General features: G+C 67.2%; 10 protein-coding genes. 8 read left to right on the plus strand and 2 right to left on the minus strand.

Translation table 11 applies throughout. The annotated features are described in order from the left end of the window. Nucleotides 1-10: 10 nt before the first annotated feature. The 4 genes from J2X09_RS09645 to J2X09_RS09660 are packed head-to-tail and all read left to right on the plus strand — an operon-like array spanning nt 11 to nt 3,511. A complete protein-coding gene (locus J2X09_RS09645) occupies nt 11-949 on the plus strand; it encodes a metal ABC transporter solute-binding protein, Zn/Mn family (RefSeq protein WP_204733103.1) in 939 nt (312 codons plus the stop codon). Continuing rightward, on the plus strand, nt 946-1,692 hold the full coding sequence (locus tag J2X09_RS09650) for a metal ABC transporter ATP-binding protein (protein WP_204733102.1): 747 nt from the start codon (nt 946-948) through the stop codon (nt 1,690-1,692). The genes J2X09_RS09645 and J2X09_RS09650 overlap by 4 nt, the downstream gene beginning before the upstream one ends. After that, entirely contained in the window at nt 1,692-2,594 is a 903-nt protein-coding gene (locus tag J2X09_RS09655; RefSeq protein WP_204733101.1) for a metal ABC transporter permease, read from the plus strand. The genes J2X09_RS09650 and J2X09_RS09655 overlap by 1 nt, the downstream gene beginning before the upstream one ends. After that, nucleotides 2,591-3,511, plus strand: coding sequence for a metal ABC transporter solute-binding protein, Zn/Mn family (locus tag J2X09_RS09660; RefSeq protein ID WP_204733100.1), 921 nt, complete (start codon nt 2,591-2,593; stop codon nt 3,509-3,511). Before J2X09_RS09655 ends, J2X09_RS09660 begins: the two co-directional genes overlap by 4 nt. 4 nt (nt 3,512-3,515) lie before the next feature. Here the strand turns inward: J2X09_RS09660 and J2X09_RS09665 are convergent, their stop codons facing one another. Both J2X09_RS09665 and J2X09_RS09670 read right to left on the minus strand, forming a co-directional pair. Next, nucleotides 3,516-4,205, minus strand: coding sequence for a response regulator (locus J2X09_RS09665; protein ID WP_204733099.1), 690 nt, complete (start codon nt 4,203-4,205; stop codon nt 3,516-3,518). Next, nucleotides 4,198-5,745 (minus strand): ATP-binding protein, encoded by a 1,548-nt coding sequence (locus J2X09_RS09670; RefSeq protein ID WP_204733098.1) that lies wholly within the window; start codon nt 5,743-5,745, stop codon nt 4,198-4,200. Before J2X09_RS09670 ends, J2X09_RS09665 begins: the two co-directional genes overlap by 8 nt. A 148-nt stretch (nt 5,746-5,893) precedes the next feature. Between J2X09_RS09670 and J2X09_RS09675 the strand changes: the two genes are divergently transcribed. From J2X09_RS09675 to J2X09_RS09690, 4 genes are all read left to right on the plus strand, one after another. Beyond that, on the plus strand, nt 5,894-7,822 hold the full coding sequence (locus J2X09_RS09675; RefSeq protein ID WP_204733097.1) for an efflux RND transporter periplasmic adaptor subunit: 1,929 nt from the start codon (nt 5,894-5,896) through the stop codon (nt 7,820-7,822). Further along, nucleotides 7,819-9,822: a MacB family efflux pump subunit gene (locus tag J2X09_RS09680; protein ID WP_204733096.1), complete on the plus strand. Its 2,004-nt coding sequence runs from the start codon at nt 7,819-7,821 to the stop codon at nt 9,820-9,822. The genes J2X09_RS09675 and J2X09_RS09680 overlap by 4 nt, the downstream gene beginning before the upstream one ends. An 8-nt stretch (nt 9,823-9,830) precedes the next feature. Then, the gene (locus tag J2X09_RS09685; RefSeq protein ID WP_310308102.1) at nt 9,831-11,243 is read left to right on the plus strand and encodes an efflux transporter outer membrane subunit; all 1,413 of its coding nucleotides are present in this window, start codon (nt 9,831-9,833) and stop codon (nt 11,241-11,243) included. 156 nt (nt 11,244-11,399) lie between these two features. Then, on the plus strand, nt 11,400-12,038 hold the full coding sequence (locus J2X09_RS09690; protein WP_204733094.1) for a PepSY-associated TM helix domain-containing protein: 639 nt from the start codon (nt 11,400-11,402) through the stop codon (nt 12,036-12,038). Nucleotides 12,039-12,057: the final 19 nt, after the last annotated feature.

Raw genomic sequence — 12,057 nt, forward strand, 5'->3', positions numbered from 1 at the left:
GGATTTCCTCATGCAAGACCACCATCAGACTTCTGCCCGTCGCCGGCACCTGCTGTGCGCTCTGGCCTGGTCACCTCTGGCGCTCGCCGCCGCGGCCATGCCGGTCGGGGCGCAGACGCGCAAGCTGCGCATTGGCGTGACGCTGCATCCTTACTACAGCTATGTCGCCAACATCGTGGGCGACCTGGCCGAAGTGGTGCCTGTCATCCCCGCCGGGTTCAACCCGCACGCCTATGAGCCGCGCACCGAAGACATCAAGCGCATCGGCTCGCTGGATGTGATCGTGCTCAACGGCGTGGGCCATGACGATTTTGCTGGCCGCATGATCGCCGCGAGCGAGAAGCCCGATCTCAAGGTGATCGAGGCGAATGCGCAGGTCCCGCTACTGGCCGCCGTGGGTGCGGGGCGGGGTACGTCGGGCAAGGTGGTGAATCCGCACACCTTCCTGTCGGTCACGGCATCGATCTCGCAGGTCAACACCATCGCGCGCGAACTGGGCAAGCTCGATACCGCCAACGCGTCGGCTTACACCGCCAACGCACGAGCCTATGCGCAGAAGCTGCGCAAGCTGCGCGCCGATGCGCTGGCCCAGCTGGCACAGGCGCCCGCAAGCGGCCTGCGCATTGCCACCATCCATGGCGCCTACGACTACCTGCTGCGCGAGTTCGGTCTGGAAGTGGCCGCCGTGGTGGAACCGGCGCATGGCATCGAACCCAGTCCTGCCCAACTCAAGGGCACCATCGACCAGATCCGGTCGCTCGATGTGAAGGTGATCTTCTCGGAGATGGATTTCCCTTCCGCCTATGTCGACACCATCCGCCGCGAGACCGGTGTGCGCCTCTATGCGCTGACGCACATCTCGCACGGTCCCTACACGGCCGACAAGTTCGAGAACGAGATTGCCCGCAACCTGGCCACCGTGGTGCGGGCGATCAAGGAGTCTGCGTGAGCACAGCAGCCGGGCCGGGTATCGCTTTCGAATCCGTCGACCTCACCCTCGGCCACACCGACATCCTCCGCCAAGTGAACCTGCGTGTGCAGGCGGGCAGCGTGCACGCGCTCGTCGGGCCGAATGGCGGTGGCAAGAGTTCGCTGTTCAAGGCATTGCTGGGCCAGATGCCGCACCGTGGCCAGATCAGCCTGACCTGGCCCGGCGCACTGCCGGGCACCGTTGGTTATGTGCCGCAGGCACTGGCTTTCGATGCCGGCCTGCCCATGACGGTGATGGACTTCATGGGGGCCATGTGCCAGCGCCGGCCGGTGTTCCTTGGCCTGTCGCCGCGCTGGAAAGCGCCGGTGGAACAGGCCCTGCAACAGGTGGGCATGTGGGACAAGGCCGGTCGTCGCATGGGCGCGCTCTCGGGTGGTGAGCGCCAGCGCGTGTTGCTGGCGCAGGCGCTCATCCCCTCGCCCGATCTGATCCTGCTCGATGAGCCCATGTCCGCGCTTGATGAAGCGGGTGAGGCGATCTTCGAGTCCTTGCTTGCCCACTGGCGCGAGACGCGGGTCACGGTGCTGTGGATCGAGCACGACCTCGACGCCGTCACGCGCCTGGCCGACAACGTGACGGGCCTGAGCCGGCAGGTGCTGTTCGATGGCCCGGCCGCCGAGACGCTCACCCCGCAACGCGTGCTCGCATTGTTCTCCAGCCGGCAACGGCGCGAGGACGAAAAAGAAAAGGCGGTGGCCTGATGGGCACGTTCGACGCTTTCCGCCAGAACATCCAGCACATGGCCGGGCACGGCACGCTGCCCGCGTCGCTGGCTTACGGTTTCGTGGTCAACGCGGTGCTTGCGGGTCTCTTCATCGGGCCGGTGCTCGGTGGCCTGGGCACCTTGGTCGTTGTCAAGCGGCTGGCCTTCTTCTCGGAAGCCGTGGGGCACGCGGCCCTCACGGGTGTTGCCATCGGCATCCTGCTGGGCGAGCCCTACACGGGGCCATACGGAAGCCTGTTCGCGTACTGCCTGCTGTTCGGCATGCTGCTCAACTACCTGCGCAACCGCACCGGCCTGTCGCCCGACACGCTGATCGGTGTCTTTCTCGCGGTGTCACTGGCCATGGGAGCGAGCCTGCTGCTGATGCTGTCGGGTCGCGTGAACATCCACATCCTGGAGAACGTGCTGTTCGGCTCGGTGCTCACCGTGGATGCCAGTGACCTGCTGGTGCTCGCGGTGGTGGGCACGCTCGTCGTGGCGCTCACCGTGCCGTTGTACAACCGCTTCATGCTGGCCAGCTTCAACCCGCAGCTCGCCAGTGTGCGTGGCGTGCGTGTGAAGCTGCTTGACTACCTCTTCGTCGTGCTGGTGACCATCGTCACGGTGGCCTCCGTCAAGGTGATCGGTGCCATCCTGGTCGGTGCGTTGCTCATCATTCCGGCCGCTGCGGCGCGCCTGCTGAGCCTGTCGCTGCGGGGCTTTTTCTGGCTGAGCGTTCTCATCGCCACCGTCAGCACGCAGATCGGCATCCTGGTGCCGATCGAACTCGAGTTGCCGGTGCCCTCGGGCGCGGCCATCATCCTCACCGCTGGCGGCCTGTTCGCGCTCGCTGCGGTCATCCGGGGATTCACCCCGTCATTGAAAGGACACGCCGGATGACTTCGCGTCTGTCTTCCTCCGCCTGGTGCCTGGCCGGCTTGATCGTGCTGTCGTTGGGGGCGCCCGTTCTGGCGCAGACGGCTCCGGTGGCGGCCAGTGCGGCCGCGCCCGCGCGCCTGCTCGTCGCCCATCCGGTGGTGGCTTCGCTCACCACCGAGCTGGTGCGCGACACCGGTATCGTGGTTCTGCGCCCCGTGCCCGACACCTTGCCGCCCAGCCGCCAGCTCGCCTTCTTTGCGGGCCGTGGCGCGGCCGGCCTCGGTGAAGCCGCGCGCCAGGCCGACGCGGTGGTGGCGCTGCGCTCCATCTGGCCGGACGATCCCCTGTTTCCACTGGCGCGCCGCCAGAACATTCGCCTGATCGAGATCGACGCAGCCCGCCCGCTCGACGCATCCTTGCCCGGTCTGGCCTTGCAGGAACAGTCTCCCACCGCCCACGCCCTCCCGTGGCTGGACCCGGTGAATCTGGGCCGCATGGCCGACGTGATCGCCAACGACGTGGCGCGCCTCGTGCCGGCTGCCAGGCCGCGCCTGCAAGCCAATGTGGCCCATCTGCGCCAGCAATTGCTCGCCATCACGGCTCAGAGCGAAGGCCGACTGGCCGCGGCGGGCAACCTGTCGGTGTTCAGCCTGTCGGACCGGCTGGACTACCTCGTCAACGGCTTCAACCTTGATCTGACGGGTACCGATGCCCGGGCGGACGAGGCGTGGACACCAGAAGCTCTGACCGAGCTCACCCAGCACCTGCGTAGCGCGTCGGTGGCCGCCGTGCTGCACCACCGCGATCTGCCGCCTGCGGTGGCCGATGCCGTTCAGAGAGCCGGCGTGCGCGCCATCGTGCTGCAAACGGAAGGGCGAGATCCGTTGGCCGAACTGCGCGAGAACAGCCAGCGCCTGGCCGCCATCGCTGGTCGCTGAACCGTCAAGCCTCGTATTTGTAGCCGAGGCCGTAGACGGAATGGATCAGCTCCTGATCCGGGAGCTGCTCCTGGATCTTGCGGCGCAGTTTCTTGATGTGGCTGTCGACCGTGCGGTCCGAGACGATGCGCTCGTCCTGGTACATCGAGTCCATCAGCTGTTCGCGCGAGAAGATGCGGCCGGGGCGCGCGCTCAGCACCTTGAGCAACTGGTACTCCACGGCGGTCAGGCCGAGGTCGTGTCCAGCGATGGTGGCGCGCCAGGCGGCGTCTTCGAGCTTCAACCCATGGGGCAATTCGTCCGGGGTGGCGACGGCGTGCGTGCCACGGCGCAGCACGGCTTTCACGCGCGCGACCACCTCGCGTGGGCTGAAGGGCTTGCAGATGTAGTCGTCGGCACCGAGTTCGAGGCCCAGCAGGCGGTCGATCTCTTCCACACGCGCCGTGACCATGATGATGGCCGGGGCCTGCTGGCCTGGCGTGCCGGCACGCAGGGCCTTGCAGATGTCGAGGCCGCTCTTGCCAGGCAGCATGAGGTCAAGCAGCACAAGGTCCACCGGGTGGTGGGCCAGCCAGTCCTCGACTTCGTCGCCACGCGTGATGTGGTGGACGTGGTAGCCGGACTTCGTCAGATAGTCCACCAGCACACCGGCGATCTTGCTTTCGTCTTCGACGATCAGGATGCGGTCAGGCATTCGCGGGCTCCGGGTTCAGGGGCAGCCAGATGTCCCATCGCAACCCGCCAAGCGGGCTGGCCGAGGCTTGCATGCGGCCACCGTGGCCTTCAATGATGGCGTGCGCAATGGCCAGTCCCAGGCCCGACCCGCCGCTGGCGCTGGCACGCGATTCGTCCACGCGGTAGAGCCGCTCGGTCAGGCGGGGCAGGGCTGCGGGGGGGACGCCGGGTGCCGTGTCTTCCCAGGTCAGTTGCGCTTCCGTGTCGTGGCGCCGCACCTCCACCTGGAGCGTGGCGGGGGAGGCGCTGTAGCGCAAGGTGTTCTGCAGGAGGTTGTTCAACACCTGATCGAGGCGGTCACCGTCGGCGCGAACCTCCACGCCCTGCTCGAGTTCGGTGCGCACGTGCAAGGGCGTGCCCGACAGGCTCGCCGCATCGTTCAGGTGATGGCCCACGAAGCGGCCAAGGTCGAGCGGTGCGAAACGGTAGTCCAGCGCACCCAGGTCCGACAGGGAGAGCAGCCGCAGGTCTTCCACCAGCCGGGTGAGGCGGCTGACCTCCTGGGCGAGCGAATCGAGATTCGCGGTGTCGGGCTGGCGGATGCCATCCTGCAGCGCTTCGATCTCCGCGCGCAACGTGGCCAGCGGCGTGCGCAGTTCGTGTGCGATGTCGGCGATCCACTGCTGTCGGGCTTGCTGGGCCGCCTGCAGGGAGGTGGCCATGTGGTTGAAGGCTTCGGCCAGCTGGGCCAGTTCGTCGTGCCCGCGCGTGGGCAGGCGCACGCTGTAGTCGCCTTGTGCCACGGCGGCGGTGCCGTCGCCAAGCACCCGCAGGCGGCGCGACAGCCAGCGGGCGATCAGCGCCGCGTTGAGCAGCACGGCCGCGAGCATGCCCAGTGCGATGGCAGCGAAGGTGCGCGTCTGCTGGGCGAGGAACACCCGCTCCAGAGACGCCACCATCTGCAGGCGTGGCACATAACCCAGATAGCCCACGACCTGCTCATTGACCACGATGGCCTTGAGCACCGCCTGCTCCGTGCGGCCTTCCGGGCCCGCCAGCAGGTTGCGTTGTGGGTCGAGCAGCAGCAGCCGTGGATCGATGGTGAAGGTGGGTGGCACGTTCGGCGCCGGTGGTCCCGATGGCGGAGCGCCAGCCGGTGGTGCCTGCGGCGAAGGGTTGTGAGGCTGCGCGTCGGACGGCGTCTGTGCCGGCGGCGTCGGTGCCAGCTCGCCGGGGCGGCGTGGCATGCGTCCCGTGCCGAGCACCTCGCGAGAAAGGTCTTGCCAGCGCTGCCGGTCTTCGGTGATCCAGGCCCAGTTGCCATTCTGGCGATAGCCTTCGGCCAGTCGCACGATCATGGGCTGGAGGCGGTTCTCGTCGGCCTTGTTCAGGTACTCCACCAGCCCCTTGTCAAAGCTCCAGCTGTAGATCAGGTAGGCGGTCATCACCAGCACGACGTTCGCGCCGGCGATCGCGAGAAAAAGCTTCACCCGCAACGTGTCGAAGCGGGAGAGCCAGCCACGTGGACGTGGCGAGGGGGCGGGATGGTCGGTCGGCATGGTCACCCGAGACTAAACCCAAATCTTTCAAACTTTGTGCAAGCCATGCCACTGCGCGTGCTCATTCTTTCCATATTTGGCGGGCAATATTCCGCATCATTTCCAGCGCGCCACGCTGGCGCCATCCATCCGAACACACCGCACAGTCATGAACGAAGTCAAACGTGAAGGGGGCAAGGCCCCCGCCGGCCGCCGAAAGACCTGGAAACTGGCGCTGATTGCGCTCGTGAGTCTGGCCATCCTGGGGGGCGGTGGTTTCGCGTACTACCGCTGGGGGCCGGGGGCCAAGACGGAGAGCGCCTATATCACCGCGACCGTGCAGCGTGGTGACATTGAAGACCAGGTGAGCGCCACCGGTTCGCTGCAGCCGCGCGACTACGTGGACGTGGGTGCCCAGGTGTCGGGCCAGTTGCGCAAGATTCACGTGGAGGTGGGCAGCGAAGTCAAGGAGGGCGATCTGCTCGCCGAGATCGACGCCGAGACCTCGCAAGCCCGCGTGGACGCGAGCCGCGCCCAGCTGCGTTCACAGCAGGCCCAGATGGCCGAGCGCGAACTGACGCTGGCCAAGGCCGAGCGCGATCTGCAGCGCCAGAAGAACCTCGCGGCCGAGGAGGCCACCACCGCCGAGACGCTGCAGAACGCGGAGACCGCCGTGAAGACGGCGCGCGTACAGATCCAGTCGCTCAAAGCCTCCATGGAGCAGCTGCAGGCCAGCATGCGGGTGGAAGAAGCCAATCTCAAGTTCACCAAGATCTACGCGCCGATGGCGGGCACGGTGGTGAGCATCACCGCTCGCCAGGGTCAGACGCTGAACACCAACCAGTCTGCGCCCACGATCCTGCGCATCGCCGATCTGTCGATCATGACGGTGCAGACGCAGGTGTCGGAAGCCGACGTGAGCAAGCTGCGTGGCGGCATGCCGGTGTACTTCACCACACTGGGTGGTCAGGGTCGCCGCTGGTATGGCGAGCTCAAGAAGATCGAACCCACGCCCACCGTCACCAACAACGTGGTGCTCTACAACGCGCTGTTCGAAGTCCCCAACAACAACCGCAGCCTGATGACGAGCATGACCGCGCAGGTGTTCTTCGTGGTGGCAGAGGCCAAGGACGTGCTGGTGGTGCCGATGTCGGCGCTGACCATCCAGCGCGGCCCGCAGGGTGGCAACCGGGGCGGGCAGGGTGGCGCGGGTGGCAGCCGCGCGCCGGGCGTCACCTCGCCGACACCGCCGGCCCCTGCCACGACGTCACCAGCGGCTCCAGCATCGGGCGCTCGAGGCACGACAACGTCGTCGGTGCCCGTCACAGCCTTCAAGACGGTGTCGGACACCGTGTTGCTGGCGCAGGCCAGCCCAGGCGGCAATGCCGGCGAGCGTCCGCGTTTTGACCGCGAGGCGTTCCAGAACATGAGTGAAGAGGAGCGCGCCAGATTCCGCGAGCAGCGCCGCAAGGAGCGCGAAGCCGCTGGTGGCGCTGCGTCCGCGGGGCCGGGTGCGAACGGCGACCGTCCCCGGATGAGCCCGGAGGCATTCCAGAACATGAGTGAAGAGGAGCGCGCCAGATTCCGTGAGCAACGCCGCAAGGAGCGCGAGCAGGCGCAGGCGGGTGGCAGCAACGCCGCGCCGGCTGCGGCGGCGGGCAACGCTGCAGGCACTCCGCAGAAGCGCCCCGCTGCGGGAGGCGATGCCGCCGGCCCGGCGCGTGCGCCAGCCGCGTCGGGCACCGCGCCAGCCAACAGGGAGGCTGGTACGCCACCGGCCGCCGGCGCGGGTGTCGGTGTGCCCCGCGTGGAGGGCGCCAGGCCTACCCGCGGTCCGCGCCAGGCCAAGGTGAAGGTGATGGCCGAGGACGGCACCATCGAGGAGCGCGAGATCACCATCGGCATCAGCAACCGCGTGCACGCCGAAGTGCTCTCGGGCCTGAAGGAGGGCGACCGCGTGATCGCTGGCGTGCGCGAACCCGAGCGCCGCCCCGCGAACACACAGCAGGGCTCGGGGCTGGGCCAGCAGAACATGGGCGGCCCGGGTGGCATGCCGGGCGGCATGCCAGGTGGCGCCGGTGCCGGGGTCCGTCGATGAGCCAGTTGCCGCAGCCGCACGAGGCCGAGGCGCTGCGCGCCGCGCCGCTGGGCGCGGGCGTTCCACTGATCGATCTCAGCGGGATCACCAAGACGTATCACAACGGCGACCTGTCGGTCGAGGTGCTGCATGGCATCGACCTGCAGATCTACCCTGGCGAGATGGTGGCCATCATGGGGGCATCGGGTTCGGGCAAGTCCACCCTGATGAACATCCTCGGGTGCCTCGACAAGCCCACCACCGGTCGCTACCGCTTCATGGGCCGGGACGTTTCGGAGCTGGAGCGTGATGAGCTGGCCGAATTGCGCCGCGACGCCTTTGGCTTCGTGTTCCAGAGCTACAACCTGATTGCCACGGGCTCCGCCGCGGACAACGTCGAGGTGCCTGCCGTGTATGCAGGCATTCCGCCGGCCGAGCGCCATGAACGCGCGGCCGAGTTGCTGGGTTCGCTGGGCCTTGGCGATCGCATGCACCACCGGCCGAACCAGCTCTCGGGCGGTCAGCAGCAGCGCGTGTCGATCGCGCGCGCGCTCATGAACGGCGGCCGGGTGATTCTGGCCGACGAGCCGACCGGTGCGCTCGACAGCAAGAGCGGCGCCGATGTGATGGTGCTGCTGAAGGAGCTGGCGGCGCAGGGGCACACGGTGATCCTCATCACCCACGCGGCCGAAGTGGCCGAGCATGCCCAGCGCGTGATCGAGATCAAGGACGGCAACATCCTGTCCGATCCGGGGCCTCGCCCGCCCGAGGGCCAGGCCGCGCAGGCCGCCATGAACTGGACCGCGCGTGCCGGCCGCATCTCGCACCTGAGCGATGTGGTCGAAGCCGCCAAGACCGCCTTGCGCGCGCTGCGCGCCAACGTGTTCCGTGCCATCCTGACCTTGCTGGGCATCGTGATTGGTGTGGCCTCGGTGATTGCCATGCTCGCCATTGGCGATGGCGCCAAACAGGTGGTGATCGACCGCATCAGCGCGATGGGGTCCAACCTGTTGCTGGTGCGGCCCGGTGCGCCCAACCAGCGCGGCTTCCAGAACATCGCCACCCTGGTGCTGTCCGACGTACAGGCCATCGACAGGGAGGTGCCCAACGTGCTGGCCGCCGTGCCCGAGCAGAGCAGCACCGCCACGCTGCGCTATGGCGAGGCGGATTACTCGAGCAGCGTCCTGGGCACATCATCGAAGTTTCCCGTGGCGCGCCAGTGGAAGGTGGCGCGCGGTACCTTCTTCACCGACGAGGACGAGCAGGAATACGCCACCGTCGCCGTACTGGGGCAGACCGTGGCCAAGGCGCTGTTCCCGGGCGGTGAGGATCCGCTGGGCAAATACGTGCTGGTCAACAACCTGATCTTCCAGGTGGTCGGCGTGATGAGCACGCGCGGTGCGTCGCCCAACGGGCAGGACCAGGACGACGTGGTGATGGTCCCTTACGCCACCAGCCAGCTGCGGCTGTCCGGTCAGCGCTTCCTGCGCAACGTCACGGTGGCGGTGGCCGACGTGAGCCGCATCGACGAGACGCAGTCCGCCGTGGAGTCCCTGCTGGCCGAACGCCATGGCGTGATCGACTTCCAGATCCGCAACATGGCGTCGATCATCGACACAGCCACCGAAACGCAGAACACCATGACCATCCTGCTGGGCTCGATCGCCGCGATCTCGCTGCTGGTCGGCGGCATCGGGGTGATGAACATCATGCTGGTCAGCGTGACCGAGCGCACGCGCGAGATCGGCATCCGCATGGCCACCGGTGCGCGCATGCGCAACATCCTCCAGCAGTTCCTGATCGAGGCGCTCGTGGTGTCCGCGCTGGGCGGGCTGATCGGGGTGGTCATCGGGCTGGGCGTGGCGTTCGTGATCGGTGCGACCGGCACGGCCGTGCAGTACTCCGTCACGCCCGTGGTGCTGGCTTTTGGCTGTGCCTTCGCCACCGGTCTGGTCTTTGGCTACCTGCCCGCGCGCAAGGCAGCGCGCCTGGATCCTGTCGTGGCCCTGTCTTCCGAATGAGCACCGTGATGAAACCGTTTGAACTTCCCCTGGCCCGACCGCTCGCGCTCGCCCTTGTGCTGGCCCTGCAGGCGTGTGCCACCACCACCGACCCGGCGCGTGGCCCTGTTGTCGACATGCCAGCCGCCTGGAGCCCGGCCATGGCGCCGGCCGAGTCCCCGCAACTGACCGCCGCCTGGTGGCAATCCTTTGGCTCGCCACCGCTGGAGCGCCTGATCGAAGAAGCCCAGGCCAACAGCCCGGACCTGCGCATCGCCATCGAGCGCATGCGCCAGGCCGATATCGCGTTGCAGCAGGCCGGCATTTCGCGCCTGCCTTCGGTGAACGGCAGCCTGGGCAGTTCTGCCGGCCGCACCGAAGCGCCCGGTACGCCTTCCACGTCGCGTGAATCGAGCAGCGCAGGTTTGTCCGTCAGCTACGAGGTCGATCTCTGGGGCCGCATCGCGGCCGGTGTTCGCGCAGGCGAAGCCTCTTTCCAGGCCAGCCAGTACGACTGGAAGACCGCGCGCCTGACGCTGCTCACCTCGGTGGCCAACAACTATTTCCTCTGGCTCAACACCGCCGAGCGTCTGCGCATCGCGCGCGAAAACCTGGCGATCGCCGAGCGCGTGCTGGCCATCGTCGAGGCGCGCCAGCGCAACGGTGTGGCCACGGCGCTGGAGGTCTCGCAGCAACGCACCACCGTGTTGTCGCAGCGCACCGCCCTGTTGCCGATTGAACTGCAGCAGCGGCAGACTGCCACCGCGCTGGCGTTGCTGCTGGGGCGTGTGCCGCAAGGTTATGCGCCGGAGGCCGGCGAATTCACGCAACTGCGCGTGCCCGACATCACGCCGGGCCTGCCGTCGTCGCTGCTCACGCGCCGTCCCGATCTGGCATCCGCCGAAGCACAGCTTGCGGCCTCCGACGCCAACGTGGAAGCCGCACGCAAGGCGCTGCTGCCCAGCCTGTCGTTGTCGGCGTCGGGCAGCCTGGGCACGTCGGCACTGATCAGCCTGGCCGATCCGACGCGCAGCGTGTCGATCGGCATTTCGCTGGCGCAGTCGATCTTCGACGGTGGACGGCAGCGCCTGCAGATCCGCAGCACCGAGTCGCAGCGCGTTGTGCTGATCGAGAACTATGGCAAGGCGATCCGCACCGCGCTCAAGGAAGTGGACGACGGCCTGGGCAATGTGGAGCGCAGCCAGCGGCAGGAAGCCTTGCAGCGTGAGGTGGTCGCGCAGGCACGGCGTTCGCTGCAGCTCGCCGAGCTCCGCTACCGGGAAGGCAGTGGCGATCTGCTGTCGGTGCTGGACGCACAGCGCACGCTGTTCTCCGCACTCGATGCGCTGGCGACACAAGGGCTGTCGCGCCTGACCGCGGCACTCGACCTGTACAAGGCCCTGGGCGGCGACTGGGCTGGCCTGCCGCCTTCCCTCTCCTGAAAAGCAGGCACGGAACGCAAATTTTGAAGGCGTTCCGGCATTTTTCTAAATGAGAATAGTTATAATTCGCAGGCTAATGGACGCAGGCGGTTACCGCCTTCGCAATGTCCCGCATTCCGTCGGCTTCCGACCCGTTTCTGCGTTGTCCATATTCCCGTGAAGAATCCTTCAGCCGCCCAGGCGGCCTCCAACCGTGCCTACTGGCTCAAGACGCTGCACCAGTGGCACTGGATCAGCTCGGCGCTCTGCCTGATCGGCATGCTGCTCTTCGCCTTCACGGGCATCACCCTCAACCACGCTGCCGACATTCCGGCCACCCCGAAGGTGCAGCAGAAGGTGGTGCAGCTGCCCGAGGCGCTGCGAAGCGCGCTCGCATCCAGGGACGACGAGGCAGACAACCTGGCGCTGCCCTCCGAGGTGCACCGCTGGCTGGCTGAGGCCTTGGACATCTCGCTGCCCGGCACCGCCGCGGAGTGGTCTCCCGAGGAGATCTACCTGTCGTTGCCGCGCCCTGGTGGTGACGCCTGGCTGCGCATCGAACGCAAGACGGGCAGCGTGGAGTACGAGCGAACCGACCGGGGCTGGATCTCGTACTTGAACGACCTGCACAAGGGCCGCCACACCGGCACGGCCTGGAAATGGCTTCTCGACGTCTTCTCGGTGGCCTGCCTGGTGTTCTGCATCACCGGTCTGTTCATTCTCAAGTTCCATGCAACGAGCCGCCCCACGACCTGGCCCATGGTGGGCATGGGACTGGTGATCCCCCTGTTGCTCGTGATCCTGTTCATTCATTGACCGCTTTAAGGAGCCGCGC

The sequence above is a fragment of the Hydrogenophaga laconesensis genome, assembly GCF_031457235.1.
Taxonomy (GTDB): domain Bacteria; phylum Pseudomonadota; class Gammaproteobacteria; order Burkholderiales; family Burkholderiaceae_C; genus Hydrogenophaga; species Hydrogenophaga laconesensis.